The organism is Pseudomonas sp. CC120222-01a, assembly GCF_003097235.1.
GTDB lineage: Bacteria > Pseudomonadota > Gammaproteobacteria > Pseudomonadales > Pseudomonadaceae > Aquipseudomonas.
On the sequence record NZ_QEQQ01000006.1, the window covers coordinates 117,739 to 141,389 of the forward strand.

Sequence of the window (23,651 nt, forward strand, 5' to 3'; positions counted from 1 at the left end):
AAAAGGCGACCCTGGGGTCGCCTTCTTCATCACTCGCTGCGGTGCAGCTTGCTCATCAGCTCCGCCTCGGCCTGGGTCAGGCCGCAGGTTTCGGTGAGTTCCGCCACGCTGGCGCCCATGCCCACCAGTTTGGCAGCCTGGGTGAAGGTCACGCTGTTCGGGTCGCGCTGCTCCAGCTGCTGGAGCTTCTCCGGCAGCGGTGCCACGGTCGCGCGCAGTTCATGGAGGGCCTCCCCCATGCGCACGGTGCCGTTCTGGTAGTCGTCCAGGCGCTTGGCCAGGTCCTTGATGCGCTGGTCGCGCAGGGCATCGCCCACGGCCTGCTGCGCCGCCAGTTCGCGCTGGCGCTTGCTGTAGTTGAGGAAGAACCACAGGCTCAGGGCCCACAGCAGCGCCAGGAAGATTACCGCCACCTCGAAGATCAACTCAGATGTTCTCCAGCTCGGACCACTCTTCCTCGGTCATCATCTTGTCCAGCTCGACCAGGATCAGCAGTTCGCCGTTCTTGTTGCACACGCCCTGGATGAACTTGGCCGACTCTTCGTTACCCACGTTCGGCGCCGTTTCGATTTCCGACTGACGCAGGTACACCACCTCGGCAACGCTGTCGACCAGGATGCCGACCACTTGCTTGTCAGCCTCGATGATGACGATGCGGGTGTTGTCGGTCACGTCCGACGGCATCAGGCCGAAGCGCTGGCGAGTGTCGATCACTGTCACCACGTTGCCGCGCAGGTTGATGATGCCCAGCACGTAGCTTGGCGCACCCGGCACCGGAGCGATCTCGGTGTAGCGCAGTACTTCCTGCACCTGCATGACGTTGATGCCGTAGGACTCGTTGTCCAGACGGAAGGTTACCCACTGCAGGATCGGATCTTCAGAACCTTGCGCAGACGACTTTTTCATTCCCCTAGCCCTCTAAATCCGCTGTTGGCGGTTGTGTTCGGTGTTATTTCTGTTTGGCATGCAACTGCTTGACCGCGCCGCTGGCGATCAGCTCGGCCAGTTCGGCGACGTCGAGCAGTGCACACATGTGTTCGATGACCGTGCCGGCCAGCCAGGGGCGCTGGCCACGCTGGCTACGCCACTTGATCTCGGCCGGGTCCAGGCGCAGCGAGCGGCTGACCTGATGCACTGCCAGGCCCCATTCGTAGCCCTGCACGGAAATCACGTAATTCAGGCCCTGGCGGAAGTCGTCGCGGTAGCGGTCGGGCATGACCCAGCGCGCGGTGTCCAGCACCTTGAGGTTGCCGGCCTGGCAGGTCAGGATGCCGAGGAACCAGTCCGGCTGGCCGAACAACGGTGTCAGCTCCTGGCCTTCCAGGCTGTAGATCGAGCCCAGGCACACCAGCGGCACCGCCAGGGTCAGCCCGGCAACGTCGAACAGCAGGCACTCGAACGGCTCGGCAGCCCAGGCCGGGCGGCCATCGACGCTGGCCGGCGGGGCTGGCGTGTCGGCCATGACTGCCGCTGGCAGGTGCACTTCCACCAAGGGGGCAACCGGCTCCGGCGCTGGCACTTCGGTCAGCACCGGGATGCTGGCCTCAGCCACCACTTCAGCCTCGACCACGGCCACCACCGGCGGCTCGACCGGCAGCACGGCTGGCAGTACTTTCACCTGCGGCTCGGCAAAAGGCCTGGCCACGGGTGTTGGCTGGCGAGCGTCCCGCGCCTGCTCTTCGCGCACGGCGGCGGCGAATTCGTCGTTGGCCATGGGCGCCTGGGCAGGCGTTGCCAGGTCGAGGATATCCTCGGCCTCGGTGGCCTCCTGCAACAGCCCATCGAGGTAGGACTGCAGGGCCAGTTGCGGCTTGGTGCCGACGGGCCGATTCATGAAGCCACCTGCGCGACCGGCTTGTAGGTCAGCATATGCTTGAGCAGTGCGCGGTAGGCGATCACGCCACGGCTCTTGCCATCGAACTGCGACGGCGTAACGCCATTGCGGCTGGCATCGCGCAGGCGCGTGTCGACTGGGATGTAACCCTGCCACACCTGGTGTTCATAGGTATCGCGCAGCACCTTGAGGGTGCCCAGCGAAGCCTGGGTACGGCGGTCGAACAGGGTCGGCACGATCTGGTAGGGCAAGGCCTGCTTGCGCGAGCGATTGACCATGGCCAAGGTACCGATCATGCGCTCCAGGCCCTTCACCGCCAGAAACTCGGTCTGCACCGGAATCACCAGCTGCTGGCTGGCGGCCAGGGCGTTGACCATCAGCACGCCGAGCAAGGGCGGGCTGTCGATCAGGGCAAAGTCGAAATCCTGCCACAACTGCGCCAGACTCTTGGCGATCACCAGGCCCAGCCCACTCTGCCCTGGCGACTGGCGCTCCAGTACCGCCAGCGCCGTGCTCGAAGGCAGCAGCGAGATACGCTCATCGCTGGTCGGCAACAGCAGCTGCCCCGGCAGGCCCTCGGGCACGCTGCCCTTGTGCAGGAACAGGTCGTAGCAGCTGTGCTCCAGGGCGTCCGGGTTGTGCCCGAAATAGCTGGTCATCGAGCCATGCGGGTCGAGGTCGACGACGACCACGCGCTTGCCCGCCTCAGCCAGCAGGCCGGCCAGGGCGATGGTGGTCGTGGTCTTGCCCACGCCGCCTTTTTGATTGGCTACTGCCCAGACTCTCATAGGACAACTCTTGCTTCATGGGTGCCGCCGGCTGCCACAGGGCATGCGGTGACGGAGAATTGACGGCTCACTTGGCCGTCGTCGCTGCTGGGGCTGGCGGTGCACTTTGTGTGCCAGCACGGCGCAACGCTGCGTCCGGGGTGGCATTGGCACTGCCTGTGCCGGTCAGGCTGCGGCGCACTTCGAGGTTGCGGGAAATCACCAGCACCACCCGTCGATTGCGCGCACGCCCTTCGGCGGTGTCGTTGCTGGCCACCGGCTGGTACTCGCCATAGCCCACCGAGGCCATGCGCGCCGGGTTGACCCCTTCCATGGCCAGCAGGCGCACGATACTCGCCGCCCGCGCTGCCGACAGCTCCCAGTTGGTCGGGTACTGTGCCGTGCGGATCGGCAAGTTGTCGGTGAAGCCCTCGACGTGTACCGGGTTGGCGAACGGCTTGAGGATGTTGCCGACTTTTTCGATGATGGTGAACGCCTTGTCACTGGGCATGGCATCGCCACTGCCGAACAGCAACGACGAGTTGAGCTCGATCTCCACCCACAGCTCGTTGCCGCGCACGGTCATCTGGTCGGACTTGATCAGGTCGCCGAAGGCATCGCGCACGTCGTCGCTGATGGTCTTCAGCGGGTCGACGTTGGTCTGCGCCAGGCCCGCATCAGTCTGCTCGCTGTCCTTGATCAAGGGCTCTGCCGGTTTCACGCTGAGCGGCTGCTCATCGCCGATCGGGATCGGCTTCATGCTCCGCTCAGGGTCGTTGAACACCCCGAGCAGCGCTTGCGAGATGACCTTGTACTTGCCCTCGTTGATCGAGGAAATCGAATACATGACCACGAAAAAGGCGAACAGCAAGGTGATGAAGTCGGCGTACGACACCAGCCAGCGTTCGTGATTCTCGTGCTCCTCGGTATGACGGCGACGGCGCATGGCTTACTCCATGAAGCCTTGCAGCTTCAATTCGATCGAGCGCGGGTTCTCGCCCTCGGCGATCGACAGCAAGCCTTCAAGCAGCATCTCGCGGTAGCGCGACTGGCGCATGACGATGGCCTTGAGCTTGTTGGCGATCGGCAGCAGGATCAGGTTGGCACTGGCCACGCCGTAGATGGTGGCGACGAAGGCCACGGCAATGCCGTTGCCCAGCTGCGACGGGTCGGCCAGGTTGCCCATGACATGGATCAGGCCCATGACCGCACCGATGATACCGATGGTCGGGGCGTAGCCGCCCATGCTCTCGAACACCTTGGCGGCCTGGATGTCACGGCTTTCCTGGGTCAGGAAATCGACTTCGAGAATGCTGCGGATCGATTCCGGCTCGGCGCCATCGACCAGCAATTGCAGGCCTTTGCGGGCGTACGGGTCGGGCTCGGCATCGGCCACGCCTTCCAGGCCGAGCAGGCCTTCCTTGCGCGCCACCAGGCTCCAGTTGACCACCCGGTCGATACCACCGGCCAGGTCGACTCGCGGCGGGAAGAAGATCCAGCGCAGAATCTGCAGCGCGCGCTTGAACGACGACAGCGGCGACTGCAGCAATGCCGCCGCCAGGGTGCCACCGAGCACGATCAGGCCGGCCGGGCCGTTGAGCAAGGCACCGACGTGGCCACCTTCAAGGAAGTTGCCGCCGACGATGGCAACGAACGCCAGGATCAGGCCAATCAGGCTGAGCACATCCATCAGACGCAAGCCTCGACCAGGTGTTTGCCGATTTCATCCAGGCTGTACACCGCGTCGGCCAGGTTGGCTTTGACGATGGCCATGGGCATGCCGTAGATCACACAGCTGGCCTCATCCTGGGCCCACACGGTACTGCCGCCCTGCTTGAGCAGGCGCGCGCCTTCGCGGCCGTCGGCGCCCATGCCGGTGAGCACCACCGACAGCACCTTGTCGCCGTAGGACTTGGCCGCCGAGCCGAAGGTGATATCCACGCACGGCTTGTAGTTCAGGCGCTCGTCGCCCGGCAGGATCTTCACCGTGCCACGGCCGTCGATCATCATCTGCTTGCCACCCGGGGCCAGCAGCGCCAGGCCCGGGCGCAGCATGTCGCCGTCCTCGGCTTCCTTGACGCTGATCTTGCACAGCTTGTCGAGGCGTTCGGCAAATGCCTTGGTGAAGGCGGCGGGCATGTGCTGGATCAGCACGATCGGTGCCGGGAAGCTCGCCGGCAGCTGGGTCAGCACACGCTGCAGGGCCACCGGGCCGCCAGTGGAGGTACCGATCGCCACCAGCTTGTAAGGCTTGCGCTTGGGCGCCGGGGCATGCGCCGCAGCCGCTGCCGGCGCAGCCGCACGGGCAGGCGCGGCGGGACGTACCGGCGCGCTGCTGGCCAGCCTGCTGGCGGGTGCATGACTGCTGGCCGGCGCCGGTGCACTGACCGGCGCGTGGCTGGCGTAGCCACCGAAACGGCGGTTGCTGCGCGAGATGGTATGCACCTTCTCGCACAGCAGCTGCTTGACCTTCTCCGGGTTGCGCGAGATGTCTTCGAAGTTCTTCGGCAGGTAATCCACCGCACCGGCATCCAGCGCGTCGAGGGTGACGCGGGCGCCTTCATGGGTCAGCGAGGAGAACATCAACACCGGCGTCGGGCAGCGCTGCATGATGTGCCGCACGGCGGTGATGCCATCCATCATGGGCATTTCGTAGTCCATGGTGATGACATCGGGTTTGAGCGCCAGTGCCTGGTCGATCGCTTCCCTGCCGTTGGTCGCGGTGCCGACCACCTGGATCGTCGGGTCCGCCGAGAGGATTTCCGAAACGCGGCGGCGGAAGAAACCGGAATCATCCACCACCAGGACCTTGACTGCCATAAACACTCCATTAGGCGGCGCCACCCGCCAGGGTGCGCCGCCGAAAATCAGATACGCCGTGCCGCGTAACGCTTGAGCATGCTCGGCACGTCGAGAATCAGCGCGATGCGGCCGTCACCGGTGATGGTGGCGCCAGACATGCCCGGGGTGCCCTGGAGCATCTTGCCCAGCGGCTTGATCACCACCTCTTCCTGGCCCACCAACTGGTCGACCACGAAGCCGATACGCTGGGTACCGACCGAGAGGATCACCACATGGCCCTCACGCTGCTCCTCGTGCACCTGGCCCTGCACCAGCCAGCGCTTGAGGTAGAACAGCGGCAGCGCCTTGTCGCGCACGATCACCACTTCCTGGCCGTCGACCACGTTGGTGCGCGACAGGTCGAGGTGGAAGATTTCGTTGACGTTGACCAGCGGGAAGGCGAATGCCTGGTTGCCCAGCATCACCATCAGGGTCGGCATGATCGCCAGGGTCAGCGGCACCTTGATGACGATCTTCGAGCCCTGGCCCTTGGCCGAGAAGATGTTGATCGAGCCGTTGAGCTGGGAAATCTTGGTCTTCACCACGTCCATGCCGACACCACGGCCGGACACGTCGGAAATCTCGGTCTTGGTCGAGAAGCCCGGGGCGAAGATCAGGTTGTAGCAGTCCGACTCGCTCAGGCGGTCGGCGGCGTCCTTGTCCATCAGGCCCTTTTCCACGGCCTTGGCGCGCAGGATGCTCGGGTCCATGCCCTTGCCGTCGTCGGAGATCGACAGCAGGATGTGGTCGCCTTCCTGCTCGGCCGACAGTACCACGCGGCCGGTGCGGGCCTTGCCGGAGGCTTCACGCTCGTCCGGCATCTCGACACCGTGGTCGACGGCGTTGCGCACCAGGTGCACCAGCGGGTCGGCCAGGGCCTCGACGAGGTTCTTGTCGAGGTCGGTCTCTTCACCGACCAGCTCCAGGTTGATCTCTTTCTTCAGTTGCCGAGCCAGGTCGCGAACCAGGCGCGGGAAGCGCCCGAAGACCTTCTTGATCGGCTGCATGCGGGTCTTCATCACCGCGGTCTGCAGGTCGGCGGTGACCACGTCGAGGTTGGACACGGCCTTGGACATGGCCTCGTCGCCGCTGTTCAGGCCCAGGCGCACCAGGCGGTTACGCACCAGCACCAGTTCGCCGACCATGTTCATAATCTCGTCCAGGCGTGCAGTGTCGACACGCACGGTGGTTTCCGCTTCGCTGGCAGGCTTTTCGGCCGCAGGGGCCGGGGTGCGGGCTGGCGCCGGCTTGGCTGCGGCGGGCGCAGCGGCAGCCGGGGCTGCAGCAGGCTTGGCGAGCGGTTTGCTTTCAGCCACGGCCGCAACCGCTGCTGCCACGGCGACCGGCGCTTCGCCAGCAACGGTTTCACCGGTGAACTTGCCCTTGCCGTGCAACTGATCGAGCAACGCTTCGAACTCGTGCTCGGTGATTTCGTCACTGCTGGCGGGCGCGACAGCGCTTTCCACGGCAGCGGCAGCAGCCGGCAAGGCATCGGCCTGGAAGGTGCCCTTGCCATGCAACTGGTCCAGCAACGACTCGAATTCTTCGTCGGTGATTTCGTCACTCACCGGTGCACTGGCATCGACCACCGCCTCAGTAGCGGCGACTTCAGGCGAGAATTGACCCTTGCCATGCAACTGGTCGAGCAGTGATTCGAACTCGGCGTCGGTGATGTCATCACCCGAACCGCTCAAGGTCTCGCCCTGCATCTGCGCATCGGCAGCGGCCGCTTCGGCCTTGACTGCGTCGAGCGAGTCGAGCAGCTGTTCGAACTCGGTGTCGGTGATGTCCGCCTCGGCAGCCACAGGCTCCGGTGCAACCTCGACCACCGGTGCAGGCGCATCGGCGCTGGCAGGCTCGGCCAGGCGCGACAAGGCCGCCAGCAGCTCCGGGGTGGCCGGGGTCACTTCGCTGCGCTCACGCACCTGGCCGAACATGCTGTTGACCGTGTCCAGCGCTTCGAGCACCACGTCCATCAGTTCCGCGTCGACCCGGCGCTCACCTTTGCGCAGGATGTCGAACACGTTCTCGGCGATGTGGCAGCACTCCACCAGCTCGTTCAGCTGAAGGAAGCCGGCGCCCCCTTTTACAGTGTGGAAACCGCGAAAGATCGCATTGAGCAGGTCGGCATCGTCGGGCCGGCTTTCCAGCTCGACCAGTTGCTCGGACAGTTGCTCAAGAATTTCGCCGGCTTCTACCAGGAAATCCTGAAGGATTTCTTCATCGGCGCCGAAGCTCATTAAACGTGCTCCTTAAAAACCCAGGCTGGACAGCAGATCGTCGACGTCGTCCTGACCGGACACAACGTCTTCACGCTTATCGGCATGAATCTGCGGACCTTCACCCCGAGTCGGATGTTTTTCTTCATCTTTTTCAGCACGCAGCTGCTGGTGGTCGTGTTCGATACCGGCAAAACGGTCGACCTGACTGGCCATCAGCACGAGCTTGAGCAGATTGCTTTCCACTTCGGTGACCAACGCCGTGACGCGCTTGATCACCTGGCCGGTCAGGTCCTGATAGTCCTGGGCCAGCAGAATGTCATTGAGGTGGCCGGCGACCTTGCGGTTGCCCTCGGCGCTGTGCGTCAGGAAACTGTCGACGCGCTTGACCAGCTCGCGAAACTCCGGCGCTGCGACTTCGCGGCGCATGAAGCGCTGCCAGTCGACGCTCAGGCTTTGTGCCTCGGCCGACAGGTCGTTGAGCACCGGGGTGCTCTCCTCCACCAGGTCCATGGTGCGGTTGGCGGCACCCTCGGTGAGCTTGACCACGTAGGACAGGCGCTCGGTGGCATCGGTAATCTGCGAGACTTCCTCGGCCTGCGGCATGCGCGGGTCGATCTGGAAGCTGACGATCGCGCTGTGCAGCTCACGCGTGAGCTTGCCGACTTCCTGGTACAGGCCACGGTCGCGGGTCTGGTTGAGCTGATGGATCAGCTGCACCGCCTCGCCGAAACGCCCCCGTTCCAGGCTCTCGACCAGCTCCTGGGCATGTTTCTTCAGGGTCGATTCGAACTCCCCCAAAGACGTCTGTGTTGATTCCATGGCGCCCCCTGACGTGACTCAGCCGTTGACGCGTTCGAAGATCTTCTCGATCTTTTCTTTGAGCACCTGGGCGGTGAACGGCTTGACCACGTAACCATTGACGCCGGCCTGGGCCGCTTCGATGATCTGGTCGCGCTTGGCTTCGGCGGTCACCATCAGTACCGGCATGGTTTTCAGGCGGTCGTGGGCGCGCACCTTGCGCAGCAGGTCGATACCGGACATGCCCGGCATGTTCCAGTCGGTCACCAGGAAGTCGTAATGGCCGCTTTCGAGCATCGGCAGCGCGGTGGTGCCGTCGTCGGCTTCATCGGTGTTGGTGAAGCCCAGGTCACGCAACAGGTTCTTGATGATCCGCCGCATCGTCGAAAAGTCGTCAACGATGAGGATTTTCATGTCTTTGTTCAAGTAGACCTCCAAGCAGTCTCAAACGCGCTCGGCCCCGAGCACGCGTATTCATTCAATTCGGTGCAACTATGGAAAACGCACGTGGAAAACGACTGCAACGACCCCGGGCTCAACGCGCCCGCCATTCCCCCAGGCGGCTGCGCAGGCGCGCGGCACACTGGCTGTGCAACTGGCTGACACGCGATTCGCTGACCCCCAGCACCTCACCGATTTCCTTGAGGTTCAGCTCTTCGTCGTAGTACAGCGCCAGCACCAGGCGCTCACGCTCCGGCAGGTTGGCGATCGCATCGGTCAGGGCAGCCTGGAAGCGCTCGTCTTCCAGATCGCGCGACGGCTCGATCTGGCCACTGGCGCCGTCCTCGTGCAGCCCTTCGTGCTCGCCGTCCTGCAACAGGTCGTCGAAACTGAACAGGCGGCTCCCCAAGGTATCGTTCAAGATCCCGTAGTAATCATCGAGACTCAACTGGAGTTCGGCAGCAACTTCATGATCTTTAGCGTCGCGGCCAGTTCTTGCTTCCACGGCGCGCATCGCGTCACTGACCATGCGCGTATTGCGGTGCACCGAACGCGGTGCCCAATCGCCCTTGCGGACCTCGTCGAGCATCGCCCCGCGGATGCGGATGCCGGCGTAGGTCTCGAAGCTGGCACCCTTGCTGGCGTCGTACTTGTTGGCCACTTCCAGCAGGCCGATCATGCCGGCCTGGATCAGGTCTTCGACCTGGACGTTGGCCGGCAGGCGTGCCAGCAGGTGGTAAGCGATGCGCTTGACCAGCGGCGCGTAGCGTTCCACCAGTTCGAACTGGGCATCTTTCGACGCCTTGCTGTACATCTTGAAGCCGTTCGCGCTCATAACACCGGCCCTGCGCTGGTGGGTTGCACCAGGCGCTCGACGAAGAACTCAAGGTGCCCGCGCGGGTTGGCTGGCAGCGGCCAGCTGTCGACCTTCTGCGCGATGGCCTTGAAGGCCAGGGCGCACTTGGAGCGCGGGAAGGCCTCGTACACCGCACGCTGCTTCTGCACCGCCTTGCGCACGCTCTCGTCGTACGGCACGGCGCCGACGTATTGCAGGGCGACGTCCAGGAAGCGGTCGGTGACCTTGGTCAGCTTGGCGAACAGGTTGCGCCCTTCCTGCGGGCTCTGCGCCATGTTGGCCAGCACGCGGAAACGGTTCATGCCGTAGTCGCGGTTGAGCAGCTTGATCAGCGCGTAGGCGTCGGTGATCGAGGTCGGCTCGTCGCACACCACCAGCAGCACTTCCTGGGCGGCGCGAACAAAGCTGACTACCGAGTCACCAATACCCGCAGCGGTGTCGATCACCAGCACGTCGAGGTTGTCGCCGATCTCGCTGAAGGCCTGGATCAGCCCGGCATGCTGGGCCGGGGCCAGGTGCACCATGCTCTGGGTACCGGAGGCGGCCGGCACGATGCGCACACCGCCAGGCCCCTGCAACAGCACGTCACGCAGCTCGCAGCGGCCCTCGATGACATCGGCCAAGGTGCGTTTCGGGGTGAGGCCCAGCAATACGTCGACATTGGCCAGGCCGAGGTCGGCGTCCAGCAGCATCACCCGGCGGCCGAGCTCGGCCAAGGCCAGTGACAGGTTCACTGAAACGTTAGTCTTGCCGACGCCACCTTTGCCACCGGTTACGGCGATCACCTGTACGGGATGCATGCTACCCATGTTCGTTGTTTACCTTGTCTCGCTTGGACCCAGACCACGTGCAACGCACGACAGCCGGCTCCGGAATGTAGGTACTTTGCATACGCTTGCCCCTCAACCCGCACGTCGCGGATTGTGGTAGAGATCAGCGAACATGTCGGCCATCGCCTCTTCGCTGGGCTCGTCCTGCAACTGCACGTTGACTGCGCGGGTCACCAGCTGGTGCGGGCGCGGCAGGTGCAGGTCGTCGGGAATGCGCGGGCCATCGGTGAGGTAGGCCACGGGCAGTTCATGACTGATGGCCAGGCTCAGCACATCGCCGAGGCTCGCCGTTTCATCGAGTTTGGTCAGGATGCAGCCGGCCAGGCCACAGCGCTTGTAGCTGTGGTAGGCAGCAGTCAGCACCTGCTTCTGGCTGGTGGTGGCCAACACCAGGTAGTTCTTCGCGGCGATGCCGCGCCCGGCCAGGGTTTCCAGTTGCATGCGCAGGGCCGGGTCACTGGCCTGCAGGCCGGCGGTATCGATCAGCACCACGCGCTTGCGCAGCAGTGGCTCCAGCGCCGCAGCCAGCGACTGGCCCGGATCGACGTAGGTCACCGGCACGTTGAGGATGCGGCCCAAGGTCTTGAGCTGCTCCTGGGCACCGATGCGGAAACTGTCCATGCTCACCAGGGCCAGGTTCTGCGGGCCGTACTTGAGCACATAGCGTGCCGCCAGCTTGGCCAGGGTGGTGGTCTTGCCCATGCCGGCCGGGCCGACCATGGCGATCACCCCGCCGTCTTCGATCGGCTCGACCTGGGGCACTTCGATCATCCGCGCCAGGTGCGCCAGCAGCATGCGCCAAGCCTGGCGCGGCTCTTCGATCTCATTCGTGAGGTCGAGCAGCTCGCGGGCGATCGGGCCGGACAGGCCGATGCGCTGGAGGCGCCGCCAGAGGTTGGCCTGGGCCGGCTTGCTGCCCTGCAGCTGGTTCCAGGCCAGAGAGCCGAGCTGCACTTCGAGCAGCTCACGCAGGCCCGACAGCTCCGAACGCATGGCGTCGAACAGGCGCGGGTCGACGGCCGGCTGCGCCAGCGCAGGCGCCGGGGCCGGCGCATTGACGTGCGGCTCGATCAATGGTTCGGCGGCGGTCAACGACTGGCCGGCAAACAATTGGCGGTTGCCTTCGCTGGCCTCGGTGCGGTTGTCCAGCTCGGCCTGGGCAGTGGCGATGCGCGACTGGGTCTTGCGCAGCTCTTCTTCCAGTTCGGCGTTGGGCACGCGCGGGGCCAGCGCGGACAGCTTGTAGTCCAGCGCGGCGGTCAGTTCGACACCACCAGCGATGCGGCGGTTGCCGATGATGGCGGCATCGGAACCCAGTTCATCACGAACCAGCTTCATGGCCTGACGCATATCGGCGGCGAAAAAACGCTTGACTTGCATAACCCACTACCTCAGCCGTTGGGGCCCACTGTGGCAACGATGGTGACTTGCTTGTTATCCGGTATTTCCTGATACGCCAGAACATGCAAATTCGGTACAGCCAGGCGGCCGAAGCGCGACAGCATGGCACGGATCGGGCCAGCCACCAGGAGAATGGCCGGTTGGCCTTGCATCTCTTGGCGCTGGCAAGCGTCGATCAGCGAACGCTGCAGCTTTTCGGCCATGCTCGGCTCCAGAAGAACACCGTCTTCCTGACCTTGCCCGGCCCTTTGCAAACTATTGAGCAAGATCTGTTCCAACCTTGGCTCAAGGGTGATCACAGGCAGCTCGGACTCAACGCCGACAATGCTTTGGACGATGGCACGACACAATCCGACGCGCACTGCCGCCACCAGCGCGGCGGTATCTTGACTCTTGCTGGCATTGTTGGCGATGGCCTCGGCAATACTGCGGATGTCACGCACCGGCACTTGCTCGGACAACAATGCCTGCAGGACCTTGAGCAGCCCCGACAAGGAAATGACACCGGGCACCAGCTCTTCTGCAAGTTTAGGCGATGCCTTGGACAACACCTGCAACAGCTGCTGGACCTCTTCATGGCCGATCAGCTCGTGGCAGTGCTTCTGCAGGATCTGGTTGAGGTGGGTGGCAACCACGGTACTGGCGTCGACCACGGTGTAACCCAGCGACTGTGCCTGGGCGCGCTGGCCGACGTCGATCCACACGGCCTCCAGGCCGAATGCCGGGTCGCGCGCAGCGATACCGTTGAGGACACCGAACACCTGGCCCGGGTTGATCGCAAGCTCACGGTCCGGGTAGATATCGGCCTCGGCGAGAATCACGCCCATCAGCGTCAGGCGGTAGGCGCTGGGTTGCAGATCGAGGTTGTCGCGGATATGCACGGTCGGCATGAGGAAGCCCAGGTCCTGGGACAGTTTCTTGCGCACTCCCTTGATCCGCGCCAGCAGCTGGCCACCCTGGTTGCGGTCGACCAGTGGAATCAGGCGGTAGCCGACTTCCAGGCCGATCATGTCGATTGGCGTGACGTCGTCCCAACCCAGCTCCTTGGTCTCCATTGCGCGCTGTGGTGACGGCAGCAGGTCCTGCTGGCGCTGCGCTTCCTTCTGCGCCTCGACCTTGACCTTTTGCTGCTTCTTCCACACCAGGTAGGCACCACCCCCGGCCAGCAGGCCAAGGCTGAGGAAGGCCATGTGCGGCATGCCCGGCACCAGGCCCATGATGATCATCAGCGCGGCAGACACACCCAGTGCCTTGGGCGAGTCGAACATCTGGCGGTTGATCAGCTTGCCCATGTCTTCGGAACCCGAGGCACGGGTGACCATGATCGCGGCAGCGGTGGACAGCAGCAGGGATGGCAATTGCGCCACCAAACCGTCACCGATGGTGAGCAAGGCGTAGACCTTGCCCGCATCGCTGAACGACATGTTGTGTTGCAGCATCCCGATGAGCATGCCGCCGATCAGGTTGATGAAGAGGATCAGCAGGCCGGCGATGGCGTCACCGCGGACGAACTTGCTGGCACCGTCCATCGAACCGTAGAACTCTGCCTCCTGGGCGACCTCGGCGCGGCGCGCCTTGGCCTGGGCCTGGTCGATCAGGCCAGCGTTGAGGTCGGCGTCGATGGCCATCTGCTTGCCGGGCATGGCGTCGAGGGTGAAGCGCGCGCTCACCTCGGAAATACGCCCGGCACCTTTGGTGACCACCACGAAGTTGATGATCATGAGGATGGCGAACACCACCGCACCGACGACGTAATTGCCGCCGATCACCACCTCACCGAAGGCCTGGATCACTTTACCGGCAGCGCCATGACCTTCCTGGCCATGGAGCATGACCACCCGCGTGGAGGCCACGTTCAACGCCAGGCGCAGCAAGGTCGCCACCAGCAGGATGGTCGGGAACGCGGCGAAGTCCAGCGGGCGCAGGGCATACACGCAGACCAGCAGGACCACGATCGACAGGGCGATGTTGAAGGTGAAGAACACGTCGAGCAGGAACGGCGGTATCGGCAACATCATCATTGCCAACATCACCAGCAGCAGCAGCGGCACGCCCAGGTTGCCCCGGCCGAGCCCGGCCAGGTTGTTGCGGGCGTTGCTGATTAACTGAGTGCGATCCACCGCGAGTCCTCTTGATGCAAAACTTTGACGCCCAAGGGGCGCTTGGGCGTGGCTTTGCAAGAAGCCTTCCAACTTTGTCTGGCAGGGGATCTAACTTTCTGCGCGAACCTTGTGGGAGCGGCCTTGTGTCGCGAAAGGGGTGCGCAGCGCCCCCAGGATCTCGGCGTTGCCGCATAAATTGCCGGGACTGCTTCGCAGTCCTTTCGCGACGCAAGGCCGCTCCCACAAAGACCGTGCCAGGCTGGAATCAGTTGTCGCGGCGCAGGTCCGGTGGAATTGGCAGGTCTTCTTTAAGCGGCTCGGGCCGCTTGCCCTTGCCGGCGCGGTACTGGCGGATCTGGAACACATAGGCCAGCACCTGCGCCACCGCCAGGTACAGCCCCGCCGGGATTTCCCCCTCAACCTCGGTGGAGTAGTAGATCGCCCGCGCCAGGGCCGGCGATTCGAGGATCTGCACCTTGTGCTCGACGCCGATCTCGCGAATTTTCAGGGCAATGAAGTCGGTACCTTTGGCCACCAGCAACGGCGCGACCCCGCCCTTCTCCGGGTCGTATTGCAGGGCCACGGCATAGTGCGTCGGGTTGGTGATGATCACGTCGGCCTCGGGCACAGCGGCCATCATGCGGCGCTGCGAAACCTCGCGCTGCAGCTGACGGATACGCTGTTTCACCTCGGGCTTGCCTTCACTGTCCTTGTACTCGTCCTTGATCTCCTGCTTGGTCATCTTCAGCTTCTTGTGGGTCTGCCACAGCTGGAACGGCACGTCGGCCGCAGCGATCAGCAGCAGCCCGGCAGCCATCCACAAGGCACTCCAGCCAACCACCTGGACACTGTGGATGATCGCCTGCTCCAGTGGCTCGTTGGCAATGGCCAGCAGCGCCTGACGGTCATTGCCCAACACCACCAGCGCCACGACCAGGATCACCATGAACTTGGCCATCGCCTTGAGCAATTCAGTGAGCGAGTTCAGCGAAAACATCCGCTTGATACCCGACAGAGGATTCATGCGGCTGAATTTGGGCTGCAGCAGGCTGCCCGAGAAAATGAACCCGCCAAGGGCAATGGGGGACACGAAGGCGATGACGAACAGCAGCATGAGAATCGGCTGCACCGCCCAGATCGCCATCTTGCCCGAAGCCAGCAGGAACATGCCCATCGAACGCTCGTCGGTCAGCACTTCGCGGGTCAGGGAAAAGTTCATCTGCATCAGCGCCATCAGCGTTTGCGCCAGGTTGCCGCCAAAGGCCAGCAACGCCCCGGCACCGGCCAAGGTCGAGGCAACGGTGTTGAGCTCCTTGGAACGGGCGATCTCACCTTTCTCCCGCGCGTCGCGCTTGCGCTTGTCGGTGGGGTCTTCCGTCTTGTCCTGACCGCTTTCGCTCTCTGCCATGCTCAGGGCGCCCTCGCCAGCTCACGCAGCCATAGCAGCGCTTCACTGGCCAACGTCTGGTAGTGGGAAAGCACATCGGCCAGGCCTATCCAGAAGATGCCCATGCCCAGCACCAAGGTCAGCGGGAAGCCGATGGAAAAGATGTTCAACTGCGGCGCGGCACGGGTCATCACGCCGAACGCGATGTTCACCACCAGCAGCGCGGTGATCGCCGGCAGGATCAGCAACAGGCCGGCACCGAACACCCAGCCCAGGCGGCCAGCCATTTCCCAGAAGTGACTGACCACCAGGGCGTTGCCCACCGGCAAGGTGGTGAAGCTCTCGGTCATGACCTCGAACACCACCAGATGGCCGTTCATCAGCAGGAACAACACACTCACCAGCATGGTCATGAACTGGCTGACCACCGCCACGTTGACCCCGTTGGCCGGGTCGACCATCGAGGCGAAGGCCATGCCCATCTGCACGGCGATGATCTGCCCGGCGATAACGAAGGCCTGGAACAGCAACTGCAAGGAGAAACCGAACAATGCGCCGACAATCACCTGCTCGCCACACAGCAGCAGGCCGCGCAGGCTCAGCGGGTCGAATTCAGGCAACGGCGGCAGTGCCGGCACGATCACCACGGTGATGGCCACTGCCACGTAAAGGCGGATGCGTGCCGGCAGCATGCGCGTGCCGAAGATCGGCATGGTCATCAGCACCGCAGTCACCCGAAACAGCGGCAGGATGAAGGTGGCGACCCAGGTGCCGATCTGCGCGTCGGTCAGCTCCAGCATGGCAGGCTCAACCGATCAGCTGCGGGATGCTGGTGTACAGGCCGGTGATGTACTCCATGAACTTCTGCACCAGCCAGGGCCCGGCGACGATCAGCGTGACCAGCATCACCAGCAGGCGCGGCAGGAAGCTCAAGGTCTGTTCGTTGATCTGCGTGGCAGCCTGGAACATGGCCACGACCAGGCCGACCAGCAGGCTCGGCACCACCAGCACGGCCACCATCAGGGTGGTCAGCCACAGCGCGTCGCGGAACAGGTCGACAGCGATTTCAGGTGTCATGCGAGGGCTCTCCCTGGCGGCGTCAGACGCCGCCGAAACTGCTGGCCAAGGTGCCCATGATCAGCGCCCAGCCATCGACCAGGACGAACAGCATGATCTTGAAAGGCAGCGAGATGATCAGCGGCGACAGCATCATCATACCCATGGCCATCAGCACGCTGGCCACCACCATGTCGATGATCAGGAACGGGATGAAGATCATGAAGCCGATCTGGAACGCGGTTTTCAACTCCGAGGTAACGAACGCCGGCACCAGGATCGTCAGTGGGACCTGGTCGGGGCCGGCGATGTCGGTGCGCTTGGACAGGCGCATGAACAGGTCGAGGTCGCTCTGCCGGGTCTGTGCCAGCATGAAGTCCTTGAGCGGGCCCTGGGCCTTCTCGATGGCTTGCTGGGCCGTCATCTTCTCGCTCAGGTAAGGCTGCAGGGCATCCTGATTCACCCGGTCGAACACCGGCGCCATGATGAACATGGTCAGGAACAGCGCCATGCCGGTCAGCACCTGGTTCGATGGCGTCTGCTGCAGGCCCAGGGCCTGACGCAGGATCGAGAACACGATGATGATGCGGGTGAAGCTGGTCATCAGGATGACGAATGCTGGAATGAAGCTCAGCGCCGTCATGATCAGCAGGATCTGCAGGCTGACCGAATATTCCTGCTGCCCATCCGCAGTGTTGGACAGGGTGATGGCCGGGATCGACAGCGGGTCGGCGGCCAGGGCCAGTGGCGCGGCCAGCAGCAGCGCCAGGGTCACTACAATGCGCAGCGCGCTGCTCATCACTTCTTGTCCTTCTGATCCTTGCCCATCAGCTCCATCAGCCGCTGGGCAAATTCTGGCGTCGCCTGGCGGGCGTTGGCGGGTACTTCGACGGGCTCGGCCATGACATGCAGGGTTTCGATGCTGCCTGGCGTATGGCCAATAAGGATCTGCTCCTTGCCAACCTGCACCAGCAACAGCCGGTCACGCGGGCCGATGGCGCGGCTGCCGACGATCTCGATCACCTGCCCGCCCTTGGGCGCTGCGCCCTGCATGCGGCGCAGCGCCCAGGCCAGGAAGAAGATCAGCCCCACCACCAGCAACAGGCCGAACACCATCTGCGCCAACTGCCCGCCCAGGCTGCCGGGCGCTGCGGCCGGCGCCGCAGCCGGGCTGGCTGCAGGCGTGGCGGCGGCGATGGCCAGCTCGCTCACCAGCAGCGCGGCCAGGGCCATCACGGCCCGAATCGTGCCCTTCACTCAGCGCAGCTTCTTGATACGTTCGCTGGGGCTGATCACGTCGGTCAGGCGGATGCCGAACTTCTCGTTGACCACGACCACTTCGCCATGGGCGATCAGCGTGCCGTTGACCAGCACGTCGAGCGGCTCACCGGCCAGGCGGTCGAGTTCGATCACCGAGCCCTGGTTGAGCTGCAGCAGGTTGCGGATGTTGATTTCGGTACTGCCCACTTCCATGGAAATACTCACCGGAATATCCAGGATCACATCCAGGTTCGGACCTTCGAGGCTGACGTTCTCGTTCGGCCGCGGGGAGCTTGCGAACTCTTCCATCGGCAGGCGACCGGCACCGGGCTTGCCGCTGTCACCGGCGAGCAGCGCGTCGATATCGGACTGGCCGGCATCACCGGTTTCTTCCAGGGCCGCAGCCCATTCATCGGCCAAGGCCTGGTCTTCCGGGGAAGTGATCTCGTTTTCGTTAGCCATGATGTCCTCGACAGGCATTCAATTCGTTAAGAGCGACCGGCACGCGTTCAGCGGCGTTCGATCGGGTCGATGATCTGCAGGGCCAGGTTGCCCTTGTGCGAGCCCAGGCGCGCCTTGAACGACGGCACGCCATTGGCGCGCAGTACCAGGTGCTCGGGCAGCTCCACCGGGATCACGTCGCCGGCCTGCATGTGCAGGATGTCGCGCAGCTTCAGCTGGCGACGGGCAACGGTGGCGGTCACTGGCACGGAGACGTCCAGCACGTCCTCGCGCAGAGCCTTGACCCAGCGTTCGTCCTGGTCGTCGAGGTCGGACTGGAAGCCGGCATCGAGCATTTCCCGCACCGGCTCGATCATCGAGTAGGGCATGGTCACATGCAGGTCGCCGCCACCGCCGTCCAGTTCGATATGGAAAGTCGACACCACCACCGCCTCGCTCGGGCCGACGATGTTGGCCATGGCCGGGTTGACCTCGGAGTTCATGTACTCGAAGTTGACCGGCATGATCGCCTGCCAGGCTTCCTTGAGGTCGACGAAGCACTGGTCCAGCACCATGCGCACCACGCGCAGTTCGGTGGGGGTGAATTCGCGGCCCTCGATCTTGGCGTGACGGCCATCACCCCCAAAGAAGTTGTCCACCAGCTTGAACACCAGCTTGGCGTCGAGAATGAACAGCGCGGTGCCACGCAGCGGCTTGATCTTGACCAGGTTGAGGCTGGTCGGCACGTACAGCGAATGCACGTACTCGCCGAACTTCATCACCTGCACGCCGCCTACCGCCACATCCGCAGAGCGGCGCAGCAGGTTGAACATGCTGATGCGGGTGTAGCGGGCGAAACGCTCGTTGATCATTTCCAGGGTCGGCATGCGACCCCGCACGATCCGATCCTGGCTGGTCAGGTCGTAGCTTTTGATGCTGCCAGGCTCGGCAACGCTCTCGGTCTGTACCAGACCATCGTCGACGCCATGCAACAGGGCATCGATCTCATCCTGGGACAGCAGGTCCTGTACGGCCATTGCGGACTCCTACTGCAATACGAAATTGGTGAACAGCAGCTGGTCGACCACCGGCTTGCCGACTTCCTTCTGCGCCACTTCCTGGACCACCGCGGTGGCTTTCTGACGCAGCATCTCCTGGCCAACCGAACTGGCCGCCAGGGTGTCGAAGCCCTGCCCGGAGAACATCATCACCAGGTTGTTGCGGATCACCGGCATGTGCACCGAGAGTGCATCCAGGTCGGCCTGACTGCGGCCTTGCATGGTGATGCTCAGCTGCATGTAGCGCTGGCGGCCGTTCTGGTTGAAGTTGACCACGAAGGCGGGGGCCAGCGGCACGTAGATCGCTGGGGCCTTGACGTTGGTGGCGGCCGCTTCAGGGGCCGGTGCCGGTTCACTCTTGTGCATGATGAACCAGGTGGCACCCACCGACAGGCCGACTGCCAGCAACAGGGCCAGCACCAGCAGCAGGATCAGCTTGAGTTTGCCTTTTGCGGCGGGGTCTTTCACTGCGTCGCTCTTCGCCATGCCAATAATCCGTCGTCCATCGGGGTTTCAAAGGAGGATGACGTGGCTTGAGCAAGTGTTATGCCATGTTTGGCTTGAGTGGTGTGTCGCCTGTGAGATCGAGCGCCGCCCGCGCGGCGCATCGCGGGCAAGCCCGCTCCCACATCTGTTTCGGGCCAGTCGCTCCTGTGCCGCCAACAGGATCCGCCTTGGTGCATGACTGGAGACAGGTGGGACTGCATCAGCGCCCACCGAGATGCATCGCCATGCCAACAAGGCGGTCCCTGTTGGCTTCATAGGAGAGATTGGCCCGAAACAGATGTGGGAGCGGGCTTGCCCGCGATGCGCCGCGCGGGCGGCGCTCGATCTCACAGGCGCTGAAAATCCCAAGACAAGCCCATCAGGCGTAATAATCGACCGCACTATCGCCGACGACCACCTGTTGCTCGACAGCCCGGGAGACGTCGCCCAGCCCGCCCTGCTCGCCCTCACCACCCTGGGCCCGGCGCGCAGCCACCCCGGACAGCTGCGGGCCATCCTGTTGCGCCTGCTGCTGTTGCTGGCGCGACTGGTCGGCAACGTTGACGTCCGGCTGCGCCAGCCCTTGCTGGGCAAACAGCTCGCGCAGGCGATACACCTGGCTGTCCAGCGCATCACGTACGCCCGCATGGCCACTGACGAAGGTGATCTGGGTAGACTGGTCGGTCGCTACATTGACACGGATATCGAGGCGGCCGAGCTCAGCGGGCTCCAGCTGGATGTCCGCCGACTTCAGGTTCTGGCTGGACAGGTACATGACCCGGTTGACCAGGCCTTCGGCCCACGCGCCCTGGTTCATCTGCAAGGGCTGATGCAGGGGGTTGGCGCTCACTGGCACGGCATTGGCGGTCTTGGCGGTAACGGCCTGAGTCAGGCTGGCCAGGCGGTTGGCGAAGTCGTCGACACGGGTATCGCTGCTGGCGCTCTTGGTGTCCTTGAGGCCGTCTTCGAGCAAGGCACCAAAGGCCTTGTCGCCAGTCTCGGATTTGCCTGCCTCGCCCTCGACCTTGTCGATCAAGGTCGCCAACGGATTGACGGCCGCCTGGCCATCATCGGCCTGGGACTTGCCAGGTTCGGCAGCATGCGCCGACGTCGTGCCTTTGGCCTGTGCGCTCTGCTCAAGGGCCAGGCGCAGCGTTGGCAGGCCAGCCAAGGGATCGGCATCCGGGTCGAAGGCCTCGGCGTCGGCTTCAGGCGCCTGCGGTACTGGCTCGGCAACCGCTGCCACAGGCGGCTGCTGGATAGCCGCCTGCAACACCGGCGCCACCGCTTCGGCCTGGGCCTGCAGCAACTGCGCGCCGGGTTGCGCGTCGGTCACCTGGCCCGCCACCAGGGTGGCATCGAGCGACCCCGAATCGCTGGGCGCCGCCGCATCGGCAGCGGCCGGTGTCGTATCGTCTGCTGGCAATTTGTTGCCGTCATCGGCAACTGCCGGTTTATCGGCGGCCTGCTGCTTGCCGCCCTGGGCCACGTCGGGTTTGCCCTTAGGGTCAGGCTGAGCAACCTTGTCGTTGCGTACGGGCGCCTTGTCACGCCCCTGCCCGGCCATGACCTGATCGAAGCCGCCGCCCAGCCCGCCCGCCGGCTGCAGCGACTTGTCCACCCGTGAGGAACCCGCGCTCGACGGCTTGCTCAGGGTGTTGGCTTGCAACAAAGGGTTGGATGCGACAGGCATTGAAGGGTCTCCGCGCCAGAAACTGGAATATCATCTGGCCACAGAGAGGCAAAAGTCGCGCCAACTTGCCATCAGCTCGCCGAAACGCGCTCACGCTCGCCGCGATAGAAGCACAGCACTTCCAGGTATTCCTGGTCGATCCGGTTGATCAGGTCTTCGATGCCATACAGCGGTCGCACCTTCACCCGCTCTTCCAGTTGCTGGCACAACCGGGCAAGGCCAACAGCACCCATGTTGCTGCTACTGCCCTTGAAGCTGTGCGCGGCCATGCCGAGTTCATCGGCGCTCTTGGCCTCGTGCAGTTGGCTCAAGCGCCGCTCGGAGTCTTCCAGAAAGGTTTCCAGCAGCTGCAGGTAGCCACCTTCCATGACCTCCTGCAAGTCGCTGAGTACCTTGTGGTCAATATGCATGTCAGTCACTTGCTCACTCCTTGATCAAGCCGGATTATGCCTGAGCCGCCCTGCGGCCCTCCAGACACATCACCAATCGAACTGCACGCGGGCGCAGCGGCCGCCTTCGCACCACTGTGCATGGCTGCCAAGCCGCCGTACCAGGTGCAACCCGCGCCCGCTCAACGCCTGCTCCACGGACGGACGCGACAACACACGCTGCACGTCGAACCCTGCGCCACTGTCGCGGACCTCGATGGTGAGACGCCCGCCCGCCCCTGAGGGTTCCACCTTCAGGTCGATGCGCACGAAGCCTTCGGCCAACCTCACCAGGCGCCGGGCCCGCTCCTGATAGTAGTCGGCAAAACCCTGCACATCACGTTTGAGCTGTGAATCCAGGCCCAACACACCATGCTCCAGAGCGTTGGAATACAGCTCACTGAGTACGCTGTGCAAGGCGCCAGTACGCGGCCGCAGACCATGGATTTCCTGCAACAACTGCACCAGGTATGGCACCGGGTTGAAACGCTTGAGGCTTTCGCCACGCAATTCGAACCCCAGCGCCCAGTCCAGTGGGCTGGAGCGCCCACTGTCGGAATACAGGGTCGGCGCAGGCACCCGGTCTTCGCTACTGAACATCCGAATGTCGCACAGGCTGATGTCATCCCGCGCTCGCCCGCCGAAACGCTCCAGGGCCAGCATCACCTCATCAAACAGCTGCGCCGGGTCACGATTGGCGGCCAGCACCTCGCGCAAGCGCTCGACACCAAACAGGCGCTCCTGCTCGTCCGCGGTATCGACCACGCCATCGGACAGCAGCAACAGCCGCTCCCCTGCCGCCAACGGCAGCACTTCGGTGCTGTCATCGAAACGCTCGGGTGCCAGGATGCCCAGCGGCAAGTGACGCGACCCCAGGCTGCCGAGCACCTCACCATCGACCGACAGCCGGTAACCATCCGGCATGCCGCCATTCCATACCTCCACCGTACCGCGCTGCACACTCAGGTTGAGCAGCAGCGCGCAGCAGAACATGTCCACCGGCAGGATGCGCTTGAGCTTGGCATTCATCTCGCGGAGCATCTGCGCCAGGCCGTAGCCCTTGGCAGTCATGCCATAGAACACTTCTGCCAGCGGCATCGCGCCGACTGCGGCAGGCAAGCCATGGCCGGTAAAATCACCCAGCAGCACATGCATGTCACCGGCCGGGGTGAACGCAGCCAGCAGCAGGTCGCCATTGAACAGCGCATAGGGTGACTGCAGGTAACGGATGTTCGGCGCCGTGATGCAGCCGGAATGCGCAACCTTGTCGAACACTGCCTTGGCCACCCGCTGCTCGTTGAGCAGGTGGTGATGGTGTCGGGTGATCTGGTCCCGCTGCTCGAGCACGGTCGCCTGCAAGCGGCGCAGGCGGTCCATGGCGCGGATCTTGGCACCGAGGATCACCGCACTGTAGGGCTTGGCCATGAAGTCGTCGCCCCCGGCCTCCAGGCAACGCACCAGGGCTTCCTCCTCGTTCAGCGAGGTCAGGAAGATGATTGGCACCAGCGCCTCGCCGGCCAGCGCCTTGATCTGCCGCGCCGCCTCGAAACCATCCATCACCGGCATCAAGGCGTCGAGCAACACCAGCTGCGGTCGCTTCTCGGCGAACAGCGCCACGGCCTGCTCGCCATTTTCCGCGGTGTACACATGGTGACCCTGGCGGCGGACGATCTGTGCCAGCAACAAGCGGTCTACCGCACTGTCCTCAGCGACCAGTACGGTCAACACTTGCTCGGCCGGCATCTGGACA

25 protein-coding genes are annotated in these 23,651 nt (G+C 63.9%); all 25 read right to left on the reverse strand.

What is annotated here, in order from left to right; translation table 11 throughout:
• Window positions 1-29 precede the first annotated feature (29 nt).
• Window positions 30-425, reverse strand: a complete 396-nt coding sequence (locus N430_RS10435) for a DUF2802 domain-containing protein (RefSeq protein ID WP_110636585.1) — start codon at window positions 423-425, stop codon at window positions 30-32.
• A 1-nt stretch (window position 426) separates the two neighbouring features.
• Window positions 427-906, reverse strand: coding sequence for a chemotaxis protein CheW (locus N430_RS10440; protein ID WP_016393802.1), 480 nt, complete (start codon window positions 904-906; stop codon window positions 427-429).
• Window positions 907-949: 43 nt separating this feature from the next.
• A complete protein-coding gene (locus tag N430_RS10445) occupies window positions 950-1,834 on the reverse strand; it encodes a CheW domain-containing protein (RefSeq protein ID WP_110636581.1) in 885 nt (294 codons plus the stop codon).
• Window positions 1,831-2,622 (reverse strand): ParA family protein, encoded by a 792-nt coding sequence (locus N430_RS10450; RefSeq protein WP_110636578.1) that lies wholly within the window; start codon window positions 2,620-2,622, stop codon window positions 1,831-1,833. Before N430_RS10450 ends, N430_RS10445 begins: the two co-directional genes overlap by 4 nt.
• 67 nt (window positions 2,623-2,689) lie before the next feature.
• A complete protein-coding gene (gene motD / locus N430_RS10455; protein ID WP_110636575.1) occupies window positions 2,690-3,547 on the reverse strand; it encodes a flagellar motor protein MotD in 858 nt (285 codons plus the stop codon).
• A 3-nt stretch (window positions 3,548-3,550) separates the two neighbouring features.
• Window positions 3,551-4,291: a flagellar motor protein gene (locus N430_RS10460; RefSeq protein ID WP_110636572.1), complete on the reverse strand. Its 741-nt coding sequence runs from the start codon at window positions 4,289-4,291 to the stop codon at window positions 3,551-3,553.
• Window positions 4,291-5,421, reverse strand: a complete 1,131-nt coding sequence (locus N430_RS10465) for a chemotaxis response regulator protein-glutamate methylesterase (RefSeq protein ID WP_110636569.1) — start codon at window positions 5,419-5,421, stop codon at window positions 4,291-4,293. The genes N430_RS10460 and N430_RS10465 overlap by 1 nt, the downstream gene beginning before the upstream one ends.
• Window positions 5,422-5,468: 47 nt before the next feature.
• Window positions 5,469-7,682 (reverse strand): chemotaxis protein CheA, encoded by a 2,214-nt coding sequence (locus N430_RS10470; protein WP_110636566.1) that lies wholly within the window; start codon window positions 7,680-7,682, stop codon window positions 5,469-5,471.
• Between the two features lie 12 nt (window positions 7,683-7,694).
• Complete coding sequence (locus N430_RS10475; protein ID WP_110636563.1) at window positions 7,695-8,483, reverse strand: protein phosphatase CheZ; 789 nt, start codon at window positions 8,481-8,483, stop codon at window positions 7,695-7,697.
• A gap of 18 nt (window positions 8,484-8,501) precedes the next feature.
• Entirely contained in the window at window positions 8,502-8,876 is a 375-nt protein-coding gene (locus N430_RS10480; protein ID WP_103446503.1) for a chemotaxis response regulator CheY, read from the reverse strand.
• A gap of 121 nt (window positions 8,877-8,997) precedes the next feature.
• Window positions 8,998-9,738: an RNA polymerase sigma factor FliA gene (gene fliA, locus N430_RS10485; RefSeq protein ID WP_110636560.1), complete on the reverse strand. Its 741-nt coding sequence runs from the start codon at window positions 9,736-9,738 to the stop codon at window positions 8,998-9,000.
• The gene (gene fleN, locus N430_RS10490) at window positions 9,735-10,568 is read right to left on the reverse strand and encodes a flagellar synthesis regulator FleN (protein ID WP_054884183.1); all 834 of its coding nucleotides are present in this window, start codon (window positions 10,566-10,568) and stop codon (window positions 9,735-9,737) included. Before fleN ends, fliA begins: the two co-directional genes overlap by 4 nt.
• Window positions 10,569-10,661: 93 nt before the next feature.
• Entirely contained in the window at window positions 10,662-11,969 is a 1,308-nt protein-coding gene (flhF, locus tag N430_RS10495; protein ID WP_110636557.1) for a flagellar biosynthesis protein FlhF, read from the reverse strand.
• 11 nt (window positions 11,970-11,980) lie between these two features.
• The gene (gene flhA / locus N430_RS10500) at window positions 11,981-14,110 is read right to left on the reverse strand and encodes a flagellar biosynthesis protein FlhA (RefSeq protein WP_110636554.1); all 2,130 of its coding nucleotides are present in this window, start codon (window positions 14,108-14,110) and stop codon (window positions 11,981-11,983) included.
• A 247-nt stretch (window positions 14,111-14,357) separates the two neighbouring features.
• Window positions 14,358-15,500 carry a flagellar biosynthesis protein FlhB gene (gene flhB / locus N430_RS10505; RefSeq protein ID WP_110636551.1) on the reverse strand — a complete coding sequence of 381 codons (1,143 nt, stop codon included), beginning with the start codon at window positions 15,498-15,500 and terminating at the stop codon, window positions 14,358-14,360.
• A gap of 2 nt (window positions 15,501-15,502) precedes the next feature.
• Window positions 15,503-16,279 carry a flagellar biosynthetic protein FliR gene (gene fliR / locus N430_RS10510; RefSeq protein WP_110636548.1) on the reverse strand — a complete coding sequence of 259 codons (777 nt, stop codon included), beginning with the start codon at window positions 16,277-16,279 and terminating at the stop codon, window positions 15,503-15,505.
• 7 nt (window positions 16,280-16,286) lie between these two features.
• Complete coding sequence (fliQ, locus tag N430_RS10515) at window positions 16,287-16,556, reverse strand: flagellar biosynthesis protein FliQ (protein WP_110636546.1); 270 nt, start codon at window positions 16,554-16,556, stop codon at window positions 16,287-16,289.
• A 22-nt stretch (window positions 16,557-16,578) separates the two neighbouring features.
• Complete coding sequence (fliP, locus tag N430_RS10520) at window positions 16,579-17,334, reverse strand: flagellar type III secretion system pore protein FliP (RefSeq protein ID WP_110636543.1); 756 nt, start codon at window positions 17,332-17,334, stop codon at window positions 16,579-16,581.
• Entirely contained in the window at window positions 17,334-17,792 is a 459-nt protein-coding gene (gene fliO, locus N430_RS10525; RefSeq protein WP_110636540.1) for a flagellar biosynthetic protein FliO, read from the reverse strand. Before fliO ends, fliP begins: the two co-directional genes overlap by 1 nt.
• Window positions 17,793-18,257, reverse strand: coding sequence for a flagellar motor switch protein FliN (gene fliN / locus N430_RS10530; RefSeq protein ID WP_110636814.1), 465 nt, complete (start codon window positions 18,255-18,257; stop codon window positions 17,793-17,795).
• Between the two features lie 47 nt (window positions 18,258-18,304).
• Window positions 18,305-19,273 carry a flagellar motor switch protein FliM gene (fliM, locus tag N430_RS10535; RefSeq protein WP_110636537.1) on the reverse strand — a complete coding sequence of 323 codons (969 nt, stop codon included), beginning with the start codon at window positions 19,271-19,273 and terminating at the stop codon, window positions 18,305-18,307.
• A 9-nt stretch (window positions 19,274-19,282) separates the two neighbouring features.
• On the reverse strand, window positions 19,283-19,780 hold the full coding sequence (gene fliL / locus N430_RS10540; protein WP_110636535.1) for a flagellar basal body-associated protein FliL: 498 nt from the start codon (window positions 19,778-19,780) through the stop codon (window positions 19,283-19,285).
• A gap of 379 nt (window positions 19,781-20,159) precedes the next feature.
• Window positions 20,160-21,473 carry a flagellar hook-length control protein FliK gene (locus tag N430_RS10555; RefSeq protein WP_110636532.1) on the reverse strand — a complete coding sequence of 438 codons (1,314 nt, stop codon included), beginning with the start codon at window positions 21,471-21,473 and terminating at the stop codon, window positions 20,160-20,162.
• Window positions 21,474-21,544: 71 nt separating this feature from the next.
• Entirely contained in the window at window positions 21,545-21,892 is a 348-nt protein-coding gene (locus N430_RS10560) for an Hpt domain-containing protein (protein WP_110636530.1), read from the reverse strand.
• A gap of 60 nt (window positions 21,893-21,952) precedes the next feature.
• Complete coding sequence (locus tag N430_RS10565) at window positions 21,953-23,644, reverse strand: fused response regulator/phosphatase (RefSeq protein WP_110636527.1); 1,692 nt, start codon at window positions 23,642-23,644, stop codon at window positions 21,953-21,955.
• Window positions 23,645-23,651 lie beyond the last annotated feature (7 nt).